We start from the raw sequence: 19,340 nt of genomic DNA on the forward strand, positions 1-19,340 counted from the left end.
GAGAACCACCATGCTATCCAGAACCGCCGATCACCTCCTGTGGATGTCCCGCTACATCGAGCGCGCCGAGAACACCGCTCGCATGCTCGATGTCAATTACCAGACCACGCTGCTGCCGCAGTCGGCCAGCCAGGCCGAGCAGGGCTGGTCCGGCCTGCTGTCGATCTGTGAGCTGCTGCCCGAGTACCGCCAGCGCCATGGCAGCATCCAGCCCGACCGGGTGATCGATTTCATGGTGGCGGATCTGGACAACCCGGCGTCCATCATGTCCTGCCTGCATGCCTCGCGTGAAAATGCACGGGCGGTACGCGGTACGCTCACCACGGAAGTCTGGGAAACCTACAACCAGGTCTGGCTGGAGGCCGGCAAGCTGCTGGAAACCGATGTGCTGCGCATCGATCCCAGCCGTTTCCTGGAATGGGTCAAGTACCACTCGCACCTGTCGCGCGGTGTGATCCTGGGCACCATGCTGATGGACCAGGCCTTGCACTTCATGCGCCTGGGTACCTTTCTGGAGCGGGCCGACAACACGGCACGTCTGCTCGATGTCAAGTTCCACAGCAACGAGCGTGTGCCGGCGATGGATCTCGATGATGACGAGGAGCTCGATTTCTACTACTGGAGCAACATGCTGCGCAGCGTGTCGGCCTTCGAGATCTACCGCAAGGTCTACCGTGACGTGATCACGCCCGAGCGCGTGGCCGAGCTGCTGATCATGCGCCCCGACATGCCGCGTTCACTCGTCTACTGCCTGAATCAGGTGGTGGGCAATCTGGAGCGCATCGGTGCCAGCATGCACAGTGGCAGCCAGTCACGCCGGCTCGCCGGACGATTGCAGACCGATCTGCACTATGGCGATATCCGCGAGATTCTGCACACCGGACTGCACCCCTACCTGACACACTTTCTCGAGCGCGTGCATGCGCTGGGCATGGCGGTCACGCGCGAATTCCTGCATCCGGAGCATTGAGCCGGTGGTCAGCGCTGCGGCCCGCTGCCGGCCATGTGCAAGCGGATGCGCTGTACCGGCAGGCCGTCCTGCTGCAGCCGTGACAGCCACAGCGGCAGCAGCTGGCGCACCTTGGCCGCCACCGCATTGCCGGAGATGATGACGCACCACTCGCCATCCTGCACGGCGCCCCAGGTGATGCGGCTGCGCATCATCGGCGGTACCAGCCGCGCAATGCTCTGGCTGCACTGCTGTGACAGCTGCATGCACTGCAGCAGCGATCCCAGCACGGGGGCTTCCTGTGCGGCCTGGTTGATGTGAATGGCGTAATGCTTGCGCTCCATGCACCGATTATCGGCCAGCGGTGGCCATCGTGCAGCACCTTGTCACACCCGCAGGGGCTGGCGTCACGTGGCGCACAGGCGGCAAGAGTAGAATAGATCGTCTTATCCGGTGCCGGGAACAGGGTCCGGCATGGGGAAGCAGCCTTGCAGTACGGCCTTTTGCCCCCATGTAGCCTTTTTCGGATTTTCGTTTCCCGGTGCTCCGGTTTTCATTACCTACCAAGGACATGGCCGACTGGTGCTGCAACAGCCCGGGCGGTGATGTAGATGCATGGCCACATTCCTGACAAAAATCTTCGGCAGCCGCAATGACCGGCTGCTGGGCAAGTACCGCAAGGTCGTCTCGCGTGTCAACGCGCTCGAACAAGAATACGAACAGCTCACCGACGAACAGATTCCGGCCAAGACCGCGGAATTCCGCCAGCGCATCGCGGAGGGTGCCAGTACCGACAGCCTGCTGCCCGAAGCCTTTGCGCTGGTGCGCGAAGCCTCGCGCCGCATCATGAAGATGCGCCACTTTGACGTGCAGATGCTGGGTGGCCAGGCGCTGCACGAAGGCAAGATTGCCGAAATGCGCACCGGCGAGGGCAAGACCCTGACCGCCACGCTGCCGGTCTACCTGAATGCGCTCACCGGCAAGGGCGTGCACGTGGTCACGGTCAACGACTACCTGGCCAGTCGCGATGCCCAGTGGATGGGTCGCCTGTACAACTTCCTGGGCATGACGGTGGGCATCAACCTGCCCAACATGTCGCGTGCCGAGAAGCAGCAGGCCTACGCCGCCGACATCACCTACGGCACCAACAACGAATTCGGTTTCGACTACCTGCGCGACAACATGGTCTACGACCTGACCGAGCGCGTGCAGCGCCCGCTGCACTTCGCCATCGTCGACGAGGTGGACTCGATCCTGATCGACGAGGCGCGCACGCCGCTGATCATCAGTGGCCAGGCCGACGACCACACCGAGATGTACCGCGTGATGAACCAGGTCGCTCCGCAGTTGACACGCCAGGAAGGTGAGGCGGATCCGCTCACCGGCGAAGGCGTGACCAAGCCGGGCGATTTCACCGTGGACGAAAAGGCGCACCAGGTCTACCTGACCGACCAGGGCCACGAGCGTGCCGAGGACCTCCTGGCCAAGATCGGCCTGCTGCCGGAAGGCGCATCGTTGTACGATCCGGCCAACATCACGCTGATGCATCACCTGTATGCCGCCTTGCGTGCACACAATCTGTACCACCGTGACCAGCACTACGTGGTGCAGCAGGGCGAAAAGGGCCTGGAAATCGTCATCGTGGACGAATTCACCGGTCGCCTGATGGCCGGCCGCCGCTGGAGCGACGGCCTGCACCAGGCGGTCGAAGCCAAGGAAAACGTGCCGATCCAGGCCGAGAACCAGACCCTGGCCTCGATCACCTTCCAGAACTATTTCCGCCTGTACGAAAAGCTGTCCGGCATGACCGGTACCGCCGATACCGAGGCCTATGAATTCCAGGAAATCTACGGCCTCGAAACCGTGGTGATCCCGCCCAACCGTCCGAGCCTGCGCGAAGACCAGCTGGACCGCGTCTACAAGACCACGCCCGAGAAGTACCAGGCGGCCATCGACGATATCCGTGACTGCTACGAGCGCGGCCAGCCGGTGCTGGTGGGCACGACTTCCATCGAGAACTCCGAGATCATCTCCGGCATGCTGACCGAAGCCGGTCTGCCGCACCAGGTGCTCAACGCCAAGCAGCATGAACGCGAAGCCGAAATCGTGGCCCAGGCCGGCCGCGCCAAGATGATCACGATCGCCACCAACATGGCCGGTCGCGGTACCGACATCGTGCTGGGCGGCAACCTGGAGAAGATGATTGCGGCGGTCGAGGCCGACAGTTCGCTGGAAGAGGCCGTGCGCCAGCAGCGTGTCACCAGCCTGCGCGACAACTGGCAGCAAGACCACGACAACATCCGCGAGCTGGGCGGCCTGCGCATCATTGCCACCGAGCGCCACGAATCGCGCCGTATCGACAACCAGCTGCGTGGCCGTTCCGGCCGCCAGGGCGATCCGGGCTCGTCCCGCTTCTACCTGAGCCTGGATGACCAGCTGATGCGCATCTTTGCCGGTGACCGCGTGCGCGCCATCATGGACCGCCTGAAGATGCCCGAGGGCGAGGCGATCGAGGCTGGCATGGTCACGCGCAGCATCGAGAGCGCACAACGCAAGGTCGAGGCACGCAACTTCGACATCCGCAAGCAGCTGCTCGAGTACGACGACGTCGCCAACGAGCAGCGCAAGGTGATCTACCGCCAGCGCAACGAGGTGCTGGAGTCGCAGGGCATCCAGGACGGCGTGGATGGTCTGCGCCACGGCTGTTTCACCGACCTGGTGAATGCCTTCGTGCCGCCCGAGAGCATGGAAGAGCAGTGGGATCTGCCCGGCCTGGAAAAGGTGCTGGCGGAAGAGTGGGGCGTGTCCATCAACCTGCGTGCCGAGGTCGAGAAATCCAGCAGCATGACCTCCGAGGACATCCTGGAGCGCGTGCTGCAGGAAACCGATAGCGCTTTCCGGGCCAAGATGGCGCTGGTCGGCGAAGAGCAGTTCATCAATTTCGAGCGCGCCGTGGTGCTGCAGAGCATCGACACGCACTGGCGCGAACACCTGAGTGCGCTCGACCACCTGCGCCAGGGCATCCACCTGCGCGGCTATGCGCAAAAGCAGCCCAAGCAGGAATACAAGCGCGAGGCTTTCGAGCTGTTCGGCCAGATGCTCGATGCCATCAAGAACGATGCCACCCGCATCCTGATGACGGTGCGCATCCAGTCGCCCGAGCAGCTGGACGAGGCTGCCGACCAGATGGTGGGCAACGAGGGCGGTGGCTACATCAACATCACCTACACTTCGCCCGATGAATCCGGCGTGCCGCAGCAAACCGCTGGCGCGCCGCTGGGCGAAGACGAGACGCTGTCGTCCGATACCTTTGTCGGTGTCGGCCGCAATGATCCGTGCCCGTGCGGCAGTGGCAAGAAGTACAAGCAGTGCCACGGCAAGCTGAGCTGATTTTTCCTACTTTCCTGCAGGAGCATCCATGCCCGTACAACTCCAAGCCCCCCGTCCCGAAGACCTGCATCCGGTTGCCGGCGTGCGCCTGGGCGTGACCGAAGCCGGTGTGCGCAAGGCCAACCGCAAGGACCTGACCGTGATCCTGCTGGACGAGGGTGCCAGCGTGGGGGCGGTGTTCACGCAGAACCGCTATTGCGCGGCACCGGTGCAGGTCTGCCGTGAGCATCTGGCGGCAGACGGCGCAGCGATCCGTGCGCTGGTCATCAATACCGGCAATGCCAACGCCGGTACCGGCGCCAGCGGCCTGCAGCATGCACGCCAGACCTGCGAGGCGATGGCGACACAGCTCGGTGTGCAGCCGCAGCAGATCCTGCCGTTCTCGACGGGCGTGATCATGGAGCCGTTGCCGGTGGATCGCATCATCGCCCGCTTGCCCGATGCGATTGATGCCGCAGCCCCTGACCAGTGGGCCGTGGCCGCCGAAGGCATCATGACCACCGACACCCTGCCCAAGGCCTGCAGTGCCACGGCGCAAGTGGGCGGTGCCACCGTCAGCATCACCGGCATCAGCAAGGGTGCCGGCATGATCCGGCCGAACATGGCCACCATGCTGGGCTTTCTGGCCACCGATGCGCGCGTCAGCCAGGGCGTGATGGCACAGCTGGCACGCGAGCTGGCCGACGGCTCCTTCAACCGCATCACCATCGATGGCGATACCTCCACCAACGACTCCTTCGTGGTCATTGCCAGCAACCAGGCCGATCATGCCGAGATCACATCGCTCGACAGTGCTGAAGGCCAGGCGCTCAAGGCCGCCATGCAGGCCGTGGCGCTCAAGTTGGCGCAGGCCATCGTGCGCGACGGCGAAGGGGCGACCAAGTTCATCACGGTGCAGGTCGAAGGCGGCAAGACCGCCGCGGAGTGCCGTCTGGCGGCCTACGCGATCGCGCATTCGCCGCTGGTCAAGACCGCGTTCTATGCCAGCGACCCGAACCTGGGCCGCATTCTGGCGGCAGTCGGTTATGCCGGCATTACCGATCTGGACCAGGAAAAGATCGAGCTGTATCTGGATGACGTGCATGTGGTCACGCAGGGTGGCCGCAACCCGTCCTACCAGGAGGCCGATGGCCAGCGCGTGATGCAGCAGGCCGAGATCACCGTGCGCGTACAGCTGGGACGCGGCCAGGCCACCGACACGGTCTGGACCTGCGATCTGAGCCACGATTATGTGAGCATCAACGCGGACTACCGTTCGTGACCGGATCCTGAGGATTCAGACAAGACAAAGGCGGCTCCGGGGAGCCGCCTTTGTCTTGTGGCAGGCAGGGCAGGGTATTTCAGTGCAGTGTGTCGTTGCCCGGCAGCAGCTGTGCGCCCGGCTCCAGCTTGAAGAAGCCGGCGCCAGCCGAGCCGCGACCGATTTCATCTACCGTGGCTTCGCGCACGCCGTGGATGCGCAACTGCAGGTGCAGGCTGATGCCGGCCAGCGGGTGGTTGCCGTCCAGCACCACATGATCGGGGTAGAGGTCGGTCACGATATAGAGCGCGTCCTGCGGGATGTCCGGGCTGCAGCCGGCGGGCAGGGCCTGACCGTCGAATGTCATGCCTTCCTCGGTTTCGGCCGGGAACAGCGTGCGCGCTTCGAGAAAGATCAGGTTTTCGTCGTAATCGCCAAAGGCATCCAGCGGCTCCAGATCGAGCTTGACCGTGTCGCCGACATGGCGACCGATCAGCGCCTGGTCGATGCTGTTCAGCAGGTCGTCGCCGCCCACCAGGAATTCGACCGGATCTTCCAGCTCGTCGAGCAGATCGCCCATGGAGTCCTTCATGATCCAGGTCAGCGCCACCACCGACTGGTCAGTGACGACAGGGGTTTCAGGGGTATCGTTGTCTGTGGTGTTTTCCATTGCACAATTGTCCCATGAACACACAAGCCCCCATGACCTTGCTGGGTCAACTTTCTCCCGCCGATTTCATGCGGCAGTACTGGCAGCGCCAGCCGCTCGTGATCCGCCAGGCGATTCCCGGTTTCCAGCCGCTGCTCAGCCGCGAGCAACTGGCCGCTCTGGCCAGTCAGGACGAGGTTGAATCGCGCCTGATCGGCGATTTTGCTGATGGTGGCTGGCAAATGGAGCGTGGCCCGTTCGAGGCCGAAGAGCTGCCAGGCCATGACGAGCCGAAATGGACGCTGCTGGTGCAGGGCGTGGATCTGCACGATGCACGGGTGCATGCGCTGATGCAGCAGTTCCGCTTCATCCCCGATGCCCGTCTGGATGACGTGATGATCAGCTATGCCACCGAAGGAGGTGGTGTCGGGCCGCACTTTGACAGCTACGACGTGTTCCTGCTGCAGGCCATGGGCAAGCGCCGCTGGCGCATTGGCCGCCAGCAAGACCGCACGCTGCTGCCGGACCTGCCGGTGCGCATTCTGGCCGATTTCCAGCCGGAAGAGGAGTTTGTGCTGGAACCGGGCGACATGCTGTACCTGCCGCCGGGCTGGGCGCACGATGGCGTGGCGGTGGAAGGGGAGTGCATGACCTATTCCATCGGTTTCCGTGTGCCGCAACGTGGCGATCTGGCGCGTGAGCTGCTGGGCCGCATGGCCGATCCGGCAGCCGATGCCCTTGGCGAGGCGTTGTACGAGGATGCCGACCAGCCGGCGGTGCAGGCGTCGGCAGCGATTCCCGTCAGCATGCAGGACTTCGCGCGGCAGGCTATCGCAGAAGCATTGCAGGACGATGACAATCTGGCCTGTGCGCTTGGCGAATATCTGACAGAACCCAAGGCCAACGTCTGGTTTGACGTGCCCGAGCAACAGCCCGAGGGGCTGCAGGCCTGCTACTGGCTGGACCGCCGCACCCGCATGCTGTATGACGAGCAGCATGTGTTCATCAACGGCGAAAGCTACCGTGCCGCCGGGGAAGATGCGGCCCTGATGCGCCAGCTGGCCAACCAGCGCCAGCTGGATGCCGACACCCTGGCAGCCGCCAGCGAGGACGCACGCGCGCTGCTGCTGTCCTGGGCAGATGACGGCTGGGGACACACCGGTGCTGCACTGCCGCAATAATGTGGCAAGCTGACAACAGATTGACATTTCCTCACAAGCGCGGCGTCAGCTTTTGTCAGCTTGTTGGGTGTTTTCCCTATAATGCGTGGCAGGGGGCAAGTAACGGGCTTCCTCCCGTCCTCCTGCCGTCAGGCAGAGAACATTTCCGGAAACTGTCTCGTACCCAATACATTCCTGAAGGATTGAAAAAATGAACAAGTCTTACCTGATCGCTGCTGTTATCGCTGCTGCTGCCCTGACCGCTTGCGGCAAGAAAGAAGACGCTGCTGTGCAAGCCGCTTCTGCTGCTGCTTCCGCTGCTGACGCTGCTGCTTCCGCCGCTTCTGCTGTTGACGCTGCTGCTTCCGCTGCTGCCACGACCGTTGACAACGCTGCTTCCGCTACCGCTGACGCTGCTTCTTCCGCCGCTGCTGCTGCTACCGACGCGGCTGCTTCCGCTGTTGACGCCGCCGCTTCCGCTGTGGACGCTGCTGCTTCCAAGTAAGCACAGGTCAGCCACATGGCAGCGCAAGCTGCCATGCAGCAAGAAAAACCGCCTTGGTTCATTCAAGGCGGTTTTTTCATGCCTGTGGCCAGGCGAAACCGCATCAGACAGCGGCGGCGGCAGGCGACAGGCGTTGCCAGTCAGGCGATCCCGCCTGCCAGCGCAGCACTTGGGCGCGCTGCGGGCCATGGCCGGGTTCCAGTTCCCAGTCGCTCAGCACGATGCGCCGTAGCGCACAGCGGTCTTGCGGCTGCTGCAAGGCATGTTCGCCGGGGCGGTGCGTATGGCCGTGGATCAGTGTCGTGGCATCGTGTGCCAGCAGCCAGGCACGCGCCAGTTCCGCATCCACATCGGCATAGCCTTCCACGCCCAGCGCATTCTTGCGCGCATCGCTCTGGGCGCGCATCTGCTGCGTCATGGCGACCCGCGCCGCCAGCGGCTGTTGCAGGAATTGCTGCTGCACTGCGGGGTTACGCACTGTCTGGCGGAACTGCATGTAGGCCACATCATCGATGCACAGCGCATCGCCGTGGCTGAGCAGCACGCGCTCGCCATCGGGCAGTTGCAGCACGCTGGGATCGGGCAACATGCGTGCCCGGGCACGTTCGCAAAAGGCCTGGGCCAGCAGAAAATCGCGGTTGCCGTGCATCAGCAGCACCTGGCAGCCCCGTGCGGCCAGCGCCGCCAGCTCGTCGGCGACCTGCTGCTCGAAGGCGTGGCCGGCATCGTCCAGTACATCATCGCCCACCCAGACCTCGAAGATGTCGCCGAGCAGGAACAGCGCTTGCGCCGGCGTCTGGCGCAGGTAGTGGCGCAGCGTCTGCCAGGTGGCACCGTCCTGTTGCAGGTGCAGGTCGGAAATGCAGTCAATGGTGTGCCAGCCGGCTTCGGCCAGCAACAGCTCGGCGGCGGGGATCGGGTGCGTGGGGGCGGACGTGCTCATGTGCTTGCAGGAGTCGGATAAGAAAAAGGCCACGTCAGCGGGGGCTGCGTGGCCAGTGCGGTGCCGGTGATCCGATCAGAGCACGGTGGCCTTCTCGACCAGCACGTCGTCCTTCGGCACGTCATCGTGGTAGCCGCGACGGCCGGTGACGACCTTGGCGATCTGGTCAACCAGTTCGGAGCCCTTGACGACCTTGCCGAACACGGCGTAGCCCCAGCCCTGGGCGGTGGGCGACTTGAAGTTCAGGAAATCGTTGTTGGCAACGTTGATGAAGAACTGGGCGCTGGCGGAGTGCGGCGCAGAGGTACGGGCCATGGCGATGGTGTACTTGTCGTTCTTCAGGCCGTTGTCGGCCTCGTTCTTGATTTCGGCAGCGGTGGGCTTCTGGTCCATGCCGGGCACGAAGCCGCCGCCCTGGATCATGAAGCCGGGAATCACGCGGTGGAAGATGGTGCCGTCATAGTGGCCCTTGTTCACGTACTCCAGGAAGTTGGCCACGGTCACGGGTGCCTTTTCGGCATCCAGCTCGAGGGTGATGGTGCCGAGGCCGGCGATCTGCAGTTCGACTTGGGGGTTGGACATGGGTTGCCTTTGTGTCTGAAAAAATGGCTGCCGGGGGCAGGCGAACGCCTATTTTATCTGGCTCGCCGATTCGATCAGCACGGTGCGGCGCGGAACATCACTGGCAAAAGGGCCAAGCGGCCCGGTCTGCACCTGGCGGATGCGCATGACCGTGTCCATGCCGCTGACGACCTTGCCAAAGACGGTGTAGCCATACAGCTGCGGTGCACGTGCCAGGCTGCTGCGTGGCACGTTGGTGTAGGTGCGGCCCTGGTAGACGAAGCGCGGTACCGGATCGGCATCGGGAATCGGCACCGGATCCAGAAAACCGTTGTCCTTCACGTTGATGAAGAACTGGGCGGCTGCCGAATCGGGATCATTGGTGCGTGCCATGGCGATGCTGCCGCTGACGTTGCGCAGCCCGGCCTGGTAGGCCTGGCGGCCTTCGTGCGGTACGGTCTGGCGGGCCGGCCGCTCGATCAGTTTGGCATCGTAACCGCCGCCCTGGATCATGAAGTCGGGGATCACCCGATGGAAGATGGTGCCATCGTAATGGCCGGACTTGACGTAGTGCAGGAAGTTGGCCACGGTCTTCGGGGCCTTGTCCGGATACAGTTCGACCACGAAGTTGCCCATGCTGGTCACGAACTGGACCTGCGGAGCCGGTTTGGCGGCCAGCGCCGGCACACCCAGCGCCAGCAGCAGCGGGGCTGCCAGCAGGCTGCGGCGGCGCAGAAAGGAGGTGAATGGTGTCATGTCGGATTCCTCCAGGGTGAAGTCGATACGTCAGGGCAGGCGCATTATGGCAGCATCTGGCGCGCAACATGTCACATGGCGTGTCCGGCTGTTGCCGCACGTTGGCCCGGGTTTGGGGTACCATAAGGGATTCCGGAACGCGCCTGCTACGCGCAGACCATGCCATTTTCAGCCCGACAGCTGCCTGTCGGGCTTTTTCAGCCGTGGAGCCTGGCCCTTGCGGCCTGCCCCGGTTTTCCCACACGACCATGACGCTCCGTATCTACAACACGCTGGCGCGTGACCTGCAAGAATTTGTCCCGCTCGAACCCGGCCATGTGCGCATGTATGTGTGCGGCATGACGGTGTACGACCTGTGCCACCTTGGCCATGCGCGCGTGATGGTGGCGTTTGACGTGGTGCAGCGCTGGCTGCGTGCCAGCGGTTATCGTGTCACCTATGTGCGCAACATCACCGATATCGACGACAAGATCATCCGGCGTGCGCTGGAAAACGGCGAAACCATGCGCGGCCTGACCGACCGCATGATCGCCGCCATGCATGAAGATGCCGATGCGCTCGGCATCGAGCGCCCGACCCACGAGCCGCGCGCCACCGACTACGTGCCGCAGATGCTGTCCATCATCGATACGCTGCAGGACAAGGGCCTGGCCTACCAGGCCGGCAATGGCGACATGCTGTATGCCGTGCGCAAGTTCCCCGGCTACGGCAAGCTGTCTGGCAAGTCGCCCGACGAGCTGCGCGCCGGCGAGCGCGTGGCGGTGCAGGATGGCAAGCAGGATCCGCTCGATTTCGTGCTCTGGAAATCGGCCAAGGAGGGCGAGCCCGAAGAGGCCAAGTGGAGCAGCCCCTACGGCAGCGGCCGTCCCGGCTGGCATATCGAATGCTCGGCCATGAGCTGCGCCTTGCTGGGCGAGACCTTCGACATCCACGGTGGTGGCGCCGACCTGCAGTTTCCGCACCACGAGAACGAGATCGCCCAGAGCGAAGGGGCGCATGGTGAAGGCTTTGCCCGCCTGTGGATGCACAACGGCTTTGTGCGTGTGGACAACGAAAAAATGTCCAAGAGCCTGGGTAATTTCTTCACCATCCGCGAGGTGCTGCAGGACTACGACGCCGAAACCGTGCGCTTCTTCATCCTGCGTGCGCACTACCGCAGCCCGCTCAACTACAGCGATGCCCATCTGGACGATGCGCGCGCCGCGCTCAAGCGCCTGTACACCGCGCTGAGTCTGGTGCCGGCAGAAGCGCCCGCCAGCATCGACTGGAGCCAGCCGTTTGCGGCGCGCTTCAAGGCCGCCATGGATGAGGATTTCGGTACGCCCGAGGCGGTGGCCGTGCTGTTCGAACTGGCTTCCGAAGTCAACCGCAGCCGCTCCCCCGAGCTGGCCGGCCTGCTGCAGGCGCTGGGCGGTGTCATCGGCCTGTTGCAGGCGGATCCGCAGCAGTTCCTGCAGGCAGGTGTCAGCCTGGATGCGGCGGCCATCGAGCAGCAGATCGCAGCGCGTGCCGCTGCCAAGGCCGCCAAGGACTGGGCCGAGGCCGATCGCATCCGCAACGCCTTGCTGGAGCAGGGCGTGGTGCTGAAGGACAGCGCCAGCGGCACGACCTGGGAAATGGCGCAGTAATGTGTGGCAGCAACCAGGCATTGGTCGTGAGCAGCAGCCGGGCTTCCACCTCCGCCGTACCGGTACGGGATCTGACCGTGCCTTTTCCGGATTACTGGGCCGATGCCTGCCGGCAACTGGCCCGACGCGATCGCGTCATGAAGCGGCTGATTCCGCTGCATGCGCATACCGGCCTGCAGTCGCGCGGCGATGCCTTCAGCACCCTGGCGCGCAGCATCATCGGCCAGCAGATTTCTGTCAAGGCGGCGCAATCGGTATGGAACCGCTTCGAGGCGACTTGCGTCGAGATGCTGCCGCAGCGCGTGCTGGCCCTGCCGACCGAGCAGCTGCGCGCTGCCGGCCTGAGTGCGCGCAAGGCCGATTACCTGCACGATCTGGCCCTGCACTTTGCCGAAGACCGGCTGCATCCGGCCGCCTGGCAGGAAATGGATGACGAGGCCATCATCAGCGAACTGGTACAAATCCGGGGCATTGGCCGCTGGACGGCCGAGATGTTCCTGATGTTTTACCTGCTGCGCCCGAACGTGTTGCCGCTGGACGATGCCGGCCTGGTCAAGGGCATCAGCCAGAACTATTTTTCCGGTGAGCCGGTCAGCCGCAGCGACATGCGTGAGGTGGCCGAAGCCTGGAAGCCCTGGTGCAGTGTCGCCACCTGGTTCATCTGGCGCTCGCTGGAGCCGGTGCCGGTGGCCTACTGAGAGCCTTTATCTCTATCTCGCGCCCTGGACCTGCACCAGGGCAATGCAACTTACAATACGCGGCATGTTCCCCCAAAGGAGTTCAAGTGGCCAAACGGACCTTTCTCGATTTCGAGCAACCCATCGCCGAGCTTGAAAACAAGATCGAAGAACTGCGCCAGGTGCAGAGCGATTCGGCTGTCGACATCTCTGCCGAGATCGAGCAGCTGAGCAAGAAGAGCCAGCAGCTCACCAAGGATATCTACAGCGATCTGAGTGCCTGGCAGATCACGCGTATTGCGCGTCACCCGGATCGCCCCTACACCATGGACTATGTGCGCGACATCTTTACCGATTTCGTCGAGATGCATGGTGACCGCCATTTTGCCGATGACCGTTCCATCGTCGGTGGTCTGGCGCGCTTCAACGGCATGCCCTGCATGGTGCTGGGCCAGCAGAAGGGCCGTGACACCAAGGAACGCGGCCTGCGCAATTTCGGCATGAGCAAGCCCGAGGGCTACCGCAAGGCGCTGCGTCTGATGAAGACCGCCGAGAAGTTCGGTCTGCCGGTGTTCACCTTTGTCGATACCCCCGGTGCCTATCCCGGTATCGATGCCGAAGAGCGTGGCCAGAGCGAGGCGATTGGCCGCAACATCTTCGAAATGGCGCAGCTGGAAGTGCCGATCATCACCACCATCATCGGTGAAGGCGGCTCCGGCGGCGCGCTGGCGATCAGCGTGGCCGACCAGGTGCTGATGCTGCAGTATTCGGTCTATTCCGTGATCAGCCCGGAAGGCTGCGCTTCCATCCTCTGGAAGACCGCCGACCGCGCCGAGGAAGCCGCCGAGGCGCTGGGCGTGACGGCGCCGCGCCTGAAGGCGCTGGGCCTGGTCGACAAGATCGTGAACGAGCCGGTGGGCGGTGCCCATACCCATCACCAGCAGATGGCTGCCAAGCTCAAGACGGCGCTGGTGGATGCGCTGAACCAGGTGGTCGAGCTGCCGGTGAACGAGCTGCTGGACCGCCGCTACGAGCGCCTGCAAGGCTATGGCCGCTTCAAGGACACTGGCGCTGTAGCGGCCTGACCGAGGTCGCATGCTGCCTGTCGATGCCGCAACGGGAGGCCTGCCCGCCTTGATGGACAGGCCCGATTCCGCGGTAGACCATGCGCTGCAGCAGTGGTGGCAAACCTGGCCGCAGCCCGGCCCGGCCGTGCTGGGCATTGCCTATAGCGGCGGGGCCGATTCCACGGCCTTGTTGCTGGCTGTCGCACGCCTGCTGTTGCGCCAGCGCGATGAGTTGCCGGCCCTGCGCTGGCCGATGCGGCTGGTAGTGCTGCATGTGCACCATGGGCTGCAGCAGGCAGCGGATGGGTTTGAGCACCATGGCCAGGCTTTTTGTGCCGCCTTGCAGGCGGCGCATCCGGTCTTGCAACAGGATTTGCGCTGGTGCAGCCGCCATATCCTGGTGAATCACCAGCCCGGAGCCAGCCTGGAAGCCAGTGCGCGCCAGGCGCGTTACGCTGCGTTGGTGGAGATGGCGCGCGAGCAGGGTGCCAGCCTGGTGCTGCTTGGCCAGCATGCGGATGACCAGGCCGAGAGCGTATTGCTGGCATTGAGCCGTGGTGCCGGGGTGGCCGGTCTGGCGGCGATGGCGGCACGCTTTGAGCGCCATGGCATGGCGTTTGCCCGGCCGCTGCTGGAAGTGCCGGCAGCCGAGCTGCGTCACTGGCTGCAACAGCAGCAGGTGCCCTGGATCGACGACCCGACCAATGTGGACCAGCGCTTCACGCGCAACCGCTTTCGCCATACCCTGCTGCCAGTGCTGGAGCAGGCGATGCCATCCTTTCGCAGCAGTTTTGCGCGCACCGCGCGTCTGGCTGCCGAAGCCGACCAACTGTTGCAGGAGCTGGCGCAGATCGACCTGCAACAGGCCGGTCAGCCGCCGCGCATCCGTGCCCTGCAAACCCTGTCGCGCGCGCGCCAGTCGAATCTGCTGCGGCACTGGCTCAAGCAGGCCCATGGCGTGATCGGCAGCGAGGCGCAACTGCGCGCCTTGCTGGACGTGCTGGCAGCCTGTACCACGCGTGGTCACCAGATCCGCATCCGGGTCGGGCAGGGCTATGTGGTGCGGCAGGGCGAGCTGCTGGCCTGGGCGGAACAGGCATAGGGCGGTTTCGTAAAAGTTGGGTTTGCGAACTGACAAACGACAAGAAATTGCGCTACAATAACGCTTTGCTGGAGACGTGACCGAGAGGCCGAAGGTGCTCCCCTGCTAAGGGAGTATGCGGTGAAGAGCTGCATCAAGGGTTCGAATCCCTTCGTCTCCGCCAGAACAGAAACCCCTGCGAGCTTTGCTCGCAGGGGTTTTTCTTTGGTGAGTTTACTGCTGGCGACGGCAAGCAAGTCATCCAGCAAGGCATATAGCCAGCCCATATGACCTGGGCAATCCGGGGACGTCGTACTTTCAGGAAACCCTCGTGGGGCATTGTCCGCCACGCATCCGGCAAGGCATGCCAATAGGTCACGGTGACTAGCTTGGATTTGGCATGCACGGCCAGTAGAGCTGGATAGTGGGTCATCAGAAATCGCGATGTTGATATCCCATTCGACTAACGCGTAGTCGGCAGTCTGACTGATCTCTCGCACGCTGTTGACCACCTGCTTTCAGGGCGAGATGAAGCCGGACAGTTGCGTCCTTGGATATAGATATAAAGTAATCGAAAATACAATAAAATTAGATGAAGTATCTAATTCCATGGGCATCATATCTTGTGTGTATTCCGAGCAGGCACTGCGTGTTGCAAGCTGGCAAACCGCATGTAGTCCCGTGCGCGGTTGGTCATGACAGATCTTGCTTGCCAGTCCGTAATTTATAAACTACAGTATCCATGTACATACTGAAGCAGACAGAGACTTTTCGCAAGTGGCTCAGTACGCTGCGAGATCAACGGGCCAGCGTGATGATTGCTTCGCGCCTTGACCGTCTGGCTTTTGGTCATGCTGGTGATGCAGAACCGGTGGGGAAGGGTGTCAGTGAGCTTCGCATTCACCATGGTCCCGGTTACCGGGTGTATTTTCAGCAGCGTGGCAGCGAGATCATCATCCTGCTGTGTGGCGGAGACAAAAGCTCACAGCAGCGTGATATCAAGACTGCGCAGCAGTTGGCTGACAGATGGAGGGAAAAGTCATGATTGAAAAACTCACCACTTTTGACCCGGCAGAGCACTTGAACTCCGGTCAGGCTATCGCAGACTTCATGGCTGCAGCGTTCGATACCCAAGACCCGGCCTACATCGTACATGCGCTGGGCGTGGTGGCGCGCGCTCGGGGCATGACCCAGGTGGCCAGCCAAACCGGATTGTCGCGAGAGCAGCTTTATCGCTCCTTCAGCGTGGATGGGAACCCCACGCTGCGCAGTACGATGGCAGTGATGCAGGCGCTAGGCATCACGTTGGCGGTCAAGCCGCTGGAAACTGCGGCATCATGATGAGCGCTTTCACTGGCATGCCTCCAGGCAACCGCGGCAGCACGCGCACCAAGCAAGCCAAAGCACCTTGAAAACAGAATACTTAGCGAATCAATTAACTGACCGCCTCACGGGGATGCGCATCAAATCCGGGGCCAGGCGTGCAACTTGTGCGCATAATCCACTGCGTTGAAATCCGCAACCATTGGTTTATGCTGCTGTCATCACGGGTAAACCCGCGCTGACAAGCGCCGTAGTCCGTCTACGATGGTTGTGGCAATCACACAATTTTCACAATGCTCTTGGAGGACACGGCCATGGATATGGACCGGAGACAATTCTTCCGGGTCAGTGGGGCAGGGCTGGCTGGTTCCAGCCTGGTGGCGCTGGGCTTCTCGCCCACTGCCGCACTTGCCGAAACGCGCCAGTTCAAGTTGGCCCGTACCACGGAAACCCGTAACACCTGCACCTACTGCTCGGTAGGTTGCGGCCTGATCATGTACACCCTGGGTGATGGCGCCAAGAACGTGCGCGGCAGCATCATCCATATCGAAGGCGATCCGGATCACCCGGTGAGCCGTGGTTCGCTCTGCCCGAAGGGCGCAGGTATCCTGGACTATGTCAAGAGTCCCAACCGCCTGCGTTTCCCCGAGGTGCGCGAACCCGGTACCAATGAATGGAAGCGTCTGAGCTGGGATGAGGCCCTGGGCCGCATCACCAAGCTGATGAAGGAAGACCGCGACGCCAACTTCATTGCCACCAACGAAGCCGGCCAGACGGTCAACCGCTGGACCAGCACGGGCTTCCTCGCTGCATCGGCCTCCTCCAACGAGGCCGGCTATATCACTCACAAGGTGATGCGCAGCACGGGGGCCATCGTCTTTGACAACCAGGCACGTGTCTGACACGCCCCTACGGTAGCCAGTCTGGCTCCGACGTTTGGGCGCGGCGCGATGACCAACCACTGGGAGGACATCAAGAACGCCGATCTCGTGCTCATCATGGGTGGCAATGCCGCCGAAGCACACCCCGTGGGTTTCAAGTGGGTGATCGAGGCCAAGCAGCGCAACAAGGCGAAGCTGGTCGTGGTCGATCCGCGCTTTACCCGTTCAGCTGCAGTATCCGATTACTACGCGCCGATTCGCGCTGGTTCCGACATCACCTTCCTGGCAGGCGTCATCAACTACCTGCTCAGCAATGACAAGATCCAGACCGAATACGTCCGAAACTACACCAATGCTGCGTTCATCGTGAACGAGGGTTACAGCTTTGCCGATGGCATCTTCTCCGGCTACAACGAAGAGAAGCGCGCCTACGACAACAGCAGCTGGACCTACGAGAAGGAAGGCGATCACGCCAAGACCGATCCGACCATGCAGCATCCGCGCTGCGTGTTGCAGATCATGAAGCAGCACTACAGCCGCTACACGCCGGAAGTGGTGGAGCAGATCACCGGGACGCCCAAGGACAAGTTCCTGAAGGTAGCCGAGATGATCAGCAGCACCGCGACGACCGACCGCGTGATGACGATCCTGTATGCACTGGGCTGGACCCAGCACAGCATGGGCTCGCAAATCATCCGTACCGCTGCCATGATGCAGCTGTTGCTGGGCAACATCGGCCAGCTGGGTGGTGGCATCAACGCGCTGCGCGGCCACAGCAACATCCAGGGCCTGACCGACCTGGGCCTGCTGTCCACCAGTCTGCCGGGCTACCTGAGCCTGGCGCGCGATTCCGAGCAGGATCTGCAAGGCTACCTGGATGCACGCTCGACCAAGCCGCTGCGTCCCAACCAGATGAGCTACTGGCAGAACTATCCCAAGTTCTTCGTCAGCTTCCAGAAGGCCACCTGGGGTGCGGCTGCGACCAAGGAAAATGACTGGGCCTTCCACTACCTGCCCAAGTACGACCGCCTGTACGACATCCTGACGGCGTTCGAGCTGATGAACCAGGGCAAGCTCAATGGCTACTTCTGCCAGGGCTTCAACCCGGTCGGCTCGTTCCCGAACAAGAAGAAGATCATCAGCGGCCTGAGCAAGCTCAAGTACCTGGTGGTGATGGATCCGCTGAACACCGAAACCGCCGAGTTCTGGAAGAACCACGGCGAGTACAACGATGTGAACCCGGAAGAAATCCAGACCCAGGTGTTCCGCATTCCGACCTGCTGCTTTGCCGAGGAGGATGGCTCCATCACCAACTCCAGCCGCTGGCTGCAGTGGCACTGGAAGGGCGCCAACCCGCCGGGCGAGGCCAAGCCGGACATGGAAATCATGGCCGAGATCTTCATCCGCCTGCGCGATGCCTACCGCAAGGAGGGCGGTGCCTTCCCGGATCCGATCGTGAATCTGGACTGGAAGTACAAGGTGCCACATGCTCCCACGGCCACCGAGCTGGCCATGGAGGCCAACGGTTATGCGATTGCTGACGTGATCGCGCCGGCTGACCCGAGCAAGCCGGGTGCGGCAGCGCAGGTTCTGGCCAAGGCCGGTGAGCAGCTGTCCGGCTTTGGTCTGCTGCGTGACGATGGCACGACGGCTTCCGGCTGCTGGATTTATGCCGGCTCCTGGACCCAGGCTGGCAACCAGATGGCACGCCGCGACAACACCGACGTCTACGACAACGGCCAGACCCCGAACTGGGCCTGGGCGTGGCCGGCCAACCGCCGCATCCTGTACAACGCGGCTTCTGCACGTCCTGATGGCTCGCCCTGGGATCCGAAGCGCCGTCTGGTCTGGTGGAATGGCAGCAAGTGGGTGGGTGCCGACGTGCCCGACTACAAGGTGGACGCCAACCCGGCCGACCCGGACCGCATGATGCCCTTCATCATGACGGGCGAGGGTACCGGCCGCCTGTTCACACCGACCGGCATGGCCGATGGCCCGCTGCCCGAGCACTACGAGCCCTTCGAGTCGCCGCTGGAAAACAACCCCATGCACCCCAACAACCCGAAGGCGCGTGCCAACCCGGCCGCCCGCGTGTACAAGGGGGACCTGGAGGCGTTTGGCAAGCCGGCCGACTTCCCGTATGTGGCGACCAGCTACCGTCTGGTCGAGCACTTCCACTACTGGACCAAGAACGCGCTGAGCAATGCCATCATCCAGCCGCAGCAATTCGTCGAGATCGGCGTCGAGCTGGCCAAGGACAAGGGCATCAGCAATGGCGACATGGTGAAGGTCTCCAGCAACCGCGGCTACATCAAGGCCGTGGCGGTGGTGAGCAAGCGCATTCCGCGTCTCACGGTGGACGGCAAGCCGGTCGATACCGTCGGTCTGCCGAACCACTGGGGCTTTGTGGGGCTGACCAAGCCCGGCTATCTGGTAAACACGCTGACCCCGTTCGTGGGTGATGCGAATACCCAGACGCCCGAGTACAAGAGCTTCACCGTGAACATCGAGAAGGCCTGAGCAGGAGCAC

Annotated in this window: 17 protein-coding genes and 1 tRNA gene; 13 read left to right on the plus strand and 5 right to left on the minus strand. The window is 62.8% G+C overall.

Going from position 1 to position 19,340, the window contains the following annotated elements; genetic code table 11:
* Nucleotides 1-10 precede the first annotated feature (10 nt).
* Nucleotides 11-970 carry an alpha-E domain-containing protein gene (locus C513_RS0105245; RefSeq protein ID WP_026320572.1) on the plus strand — a complete coding sequence of 320 codons (960 nt, stop codon included), beginning with the start codon at nucleotides 11-13 and terminating at the stop codon, nucleotides 968-970.
* 8 nt (nucleotides 971-978) lie between these two features.
* Here C513_RS0105245 and C513_RS0105250 read toward each other — a convergent pair whose 3' ends face one another.
* Entirely contained in the window at nucleotides 979-1,293 is a 315-nt protein-coding gene (locus C513_RS0105250) for a DciA family protein (RefSeq protein WP_018714987.1), read from the minus strand.
* 271 nt (nucleotides 1,294-1,564) lie between these two features.
* On the opposite strand from C513_RS0105250, the gene secA reads away from it, so the two are divergent.
* Together secA and argJ are read left to right on the plus strand one after the other, a co-directional pair.
* Complete coding sequence (secA, locus tag C513_RS0105255) at nucleotides 1,565-4,339, plus strand: preprotein translocase subunit SecA (RefSeq protein ID WP_018714988.1); 2,775 nt, start codon at nucleotides 1,565-1,567, stop codon at nucleotides 4,337-4,339.
* A 28-nt stretch (nucleotides 4,340-4,367) separates the two neighbouring features.
* Nucleotides 4,368-5,600 (plus strand): bifunctional glutamate N-acetyltransferase/amino-acid acetyltransferase ArgJ, encoded by a 1,233-nt coding sequence (gene argJ, locus C513_RS0105260; protein ID WP_018714989.1) that lies wholly within the window; start codon nucleotides 4,368-4,370, stop codon nucleotides 5,598-5,600.
* 79 nt (nucleotides 5,601-5,679) lie between these two features.
* Here argJ and C513_RS0105265 read toward each other — a convergent pair whose 3' ends face one another.
* Complete coding sequence (locus C513_RS0105265; RefSeq protein ID WP_018714990.1) at nucleotides 5,680-6,249, minus strand: FKBP-type peptidyl-prolyl cis-trans isomerase; 570 nt, start codon at nucleotides 6,247-6,249, stop codon at nucleotides 5,680-5,682.
* A 14-nt stretch (nucleotides 6,250-6,263) separates the two neighbouring features.
* Here C513_RS0105265 and C513_RS0105270 point away from each other — a divergent pair, with 14 nt between their 5' ends.
* Nucleotides 6,264-7,409 carry a ribosomal protein uL16 3-hydroxylase gene (locus C513_RS0105270; RefSeq protein WP_026320574.1) on the plus strand — a complete coding sequence of 382 codons (1,146 nt, stop codon included), beginning with the start codon at nucleotides 6,264-6,266 and terminating at the stop codon, nucleotides 7,407-7,409.
* 190 nt (nucleotides 7,410-7,599) lie between these two features.
* Nucleotides 7,600-7,893 (plus strand): hypothetical protein, encoded by a 294-nt coding sequence (locus tag C513_RS14265; protein WP_076342709.1) that lies wholly within the window; start codon nucleotides 7,600-7,602, stop codon nucleotides 7,891-7,893.
* A 103-nt stretch (nucleotides 7,894-7,996) separates the two neighbouring features.
* Here C513_RS14265 and C513_RS0105275 read toward each other — a convergent pair whose 3' ends face one another.
* The 3 genes from C513_RS0105275 to C513_RS0105285 all read right to left on the minus strand — a co-directional run bounded on the left by C513_RS0105275 (nucleotide 7,997) and on the right by C513_RS0105285 (nucleotide 10,153).
* The gene (locus C513_RS0105275) at nucleotides 7,997-8,836 is read right to left on the minus strand and encodes a UDP-2,3-diacylglucosamine diphosphatase (protein WP_018714992.1); all 840 of its coding nucleotides are present in this window, start codon (nucleotides 8,834-8,836) and stop codon (nucleotides 7,997-7,999) included.
* Between the two features lie 75 nt (nucleotides 8,837-8,911).
* Nucleotides 8,912-9,418, minus strand: a complete 507-nt coding sequence (locus C513_RS0105280; protein ID WP_018714993.1) for a peptidylprolyl isomerase — start codon at nucleotides 9,416-9,418, stop codon at nucleotides 8,912-8,914.
* Between the two features lie 48 nt (nucleotides 9,419-9,466).
* Nucleotides 9,467-10,153: a peptidylprolyl isomerase gene (locus tag C513_RS0105285; RefSeq protein WP_018714994.1), complete on the minus strand. Its 687-nt coding sequence runs from the start codon at nucleotides 10,151-10,153 to the stop codon at nucleotides 9,467-9,469.
* A 248-nt stretch (nucleotides 10,154-10,401) separates the two neighbouring features.
* Between C513_RS0105285 and cysS the strand changes: the two genes are divergently transcribed.
* From cysS to fdnG, 8 genes are all read left to right on the plus strand, one after another.
* Nucleotides 10,402-11,781, plus strand: coding sequence for a cysteine--tRNA ligase (cysS, locus tag C513_RS0105290; protein WP_018714995.1), 1,380 nt, complete (start codon nucleotides 10,402-10,404; stop codon nucleotides 11,779-11,781).
* A complete protein-coding gene (locus tag C513_RS0105295) occupies nucleotides 11,781-12,479 on the plus strand; it encodes a DNA-3-methyladenine glycosylase family protein (protein ID WP_018714996.1) in 699 nt (232 codons plus the stop codon). The genes cysS and C513_RS0105295 overlap by 1 nt, the downstream gene beginning before the upstream one ends.
* Before the next feature lie 86 nt (nucleotides 12,480-12,565).
* Nucleotides 12,566-13,543, plus strand: a complete 978-nt coding sequence (locus C513_RS0105300) for an acetyl-CoA carboxylase carboxyltransferase subunit alpha (RefSeq protein ID WP_018714997.1) — start codon at nucleotides 12,566-12,568, stop codon at nucleotides 13,541-13,543.
* A 10-nt stretch (nucleotides 13,544-13,553) separates the two neighbouring features.
* Nucleotides 13,554-14,627, plus strand: coding sequence for a tRNA lysidine(34) synthetase TilS (tilS, locus tag C513_RS0105305; protein WP_018714998.1), 1,074 nt, complete (start codon nucleotides 13,554-13,556; stop codon nucleotides 14,625-14,627).
* A gap of 70 nt (nucleotides 14,628-14,697) precedes the next feature.
* Nucleotides 14,698-14,790: transfer RNA gene (locus C513_RS0105310), tRNA-Ser, on the plus strand.
* A 558-nt stretch (nucleotides 14,791-15,348) separates the two neighbouring features.
* A complete protein-coding gene (locus C513_RS0105315; RefSeq protein ID WP_018714999.1) occupies nucleotides 15,349-15,651 on the plus strand; it encodes a type II toxin-antitoxin system RelE/ParE family toxin in 303 nt (100 codons plus the stop codon).
* The gene (locus C513_RS0105320) at nucleotides 15,648-15,947 is read left to right on the plus strand and encodes an addiction module antidote protein (RefSeq protein ID WP_018715000.1); all 300 of its coding nucleotides are present in this window, start codon (nucleotides 15,648-15,650) and stop codon (nucleotides 15,945-15,947) included. Before C513_RS0105315 ends, C513_RS0105320 begins: the two co-directional genes overlap by 4 nt.
* A gap of 296 nt (nucleotides 15,948-16,243) precedes the next feature.
* A complete protein-coding gene (gene fdnG / locus C513_RS0105330; RefSeq protein WP_156816049.1) occupies nucleotides 16,244-19,330 on the plus strand; it encodes a formate dehydrogenase-N subunit alpha in 3,087 nt (1,028 codons plus the stop codon).
* The last annotated feature ends 10 nt before the right edge of the window (nucleotides 19,331-19,340 follow it).

Origin of the sequence: Allobrachymonas chironomi DSM 19884 (assembly GCF_000374625.1) — a bacterium.
Taxonomy (GTDB): domain Bacteria; phylum Pseudomonadota; class Gammaproteobacteria; order Burkholderiales; family Burkholderiaceae_C; genus Brachymonas; species Brachymonas chironomi.

What these genes read in the sequence shown, in the direction of transcription:
- C513_RS0105295 (WP_018714996.1), top strand. Translation starts at nt 11,781, where the DNA reads ATGTGTGGCAGCAACCAGGCATTGGTCGTGAGCAGCAGCCGGGCTTCC.
- C513_RS0105265 (WP_018714990.1), bottom strand. Translation starts at nt 6,249, where the DNA reads ATGGAAAACACCACAGACAACGATACCCCTGAAACCCCTGTCGTCACT.
- C513_RS0105275 (WP_018714992.1), bottom strand. Translation starts at nt 8,836, where the DNA reads ATGAGCACGTCCGCCCCCACGCACCCGATCCCCGCCGCCGAGCTGTTG.
- argJ (WP_018714989.1), top strand. Translation starts at nt 4,368, where the DNA reads ATGCCCGTACAACTCCAAGCCCCCCGTCCCGAAGACCTGCATCCGGTT.
- C513_RS14265 (WP_076342709.1), top strand. Translation starts at nt 7,600, where the DNA reads ATGAACAAGTCTTACCTGATCGCTGCTGTTATCGCTGCTGCTGCCCTG.
- C513_RS0105270 (WP_026320574.1), top strand. Translation starts at nt 6,264, where the DNA reads ATGAACACACAAGCCCCCATGACCTTGCTGGGTCAACTTTCTCCCGCC.
- C513_RS0105280 (WP_018714993.1), bottom strand. Translation starts at nt 9,418, where the DNA reads ATGTCCAACCCCCAAGTCGAACTGCAGATCGCCGGCCTCGGCACCATC.
- cysS (WP_018714995.1), top strand. Translation starts at nt 10,402, where the DNA reads ATGACGCTCCGTATCTACAACACGCTGGCGCGTGACCTGCAAGAATTT.
- C513_RS0105320 (WP_018715000.1), top strand. Translation starts at nt 15,648, where the DNA reads ATGATTGAAAAACTCACCACTTTTGACCCGGCAGAGCACTTGAACTCC.
- tilS (WP_018714998.1), top strand. Translation starts at nt 13,554, where the DNA reads ATGCTGCCTGTCGATGCCGCAACGGGAGGCCTGCCCGCCTTGATGGAC.
- C513_RS0105245 (WP_026320572.1), top strand. Translation starts at nt 11, where the DNA reads ATGCTATCCAGAACCGCCGATCACCTCCTGTGGATGTCCCGCTACATC.
- C513_RS0105315 (WP_018714999.1), top strand. Translation starts at nt 15,349, where the DNA reads ATGTACATACTGAAGCAGACAGAGACTTTTCGCAAGTGGCTCAGTACG.
- C513_RS0105250 (WP_018714987.1), bottom strand. Translation starts at nt 1,293, where the DNA reads ATGGAGCGCAAGCATTACGCCATTCACATCAACCAGGCCGCACAGGAA.
- C513_RS0105285 (WP_018714994.1), bottom strand. Translation starts at nt 10,153, where the DNA reads ATGACACCATTCACCTCCTTTCTGCGCCGCCGCAGCCTGCTGGCAGCC.
- secA (WP_018714988.1), top strand. Translation starts at nt 1,565, where the DNA reads ATGGCCACATTCCTGACAAAAATCTTCGGCAGCCGCAATGACCGGCTG.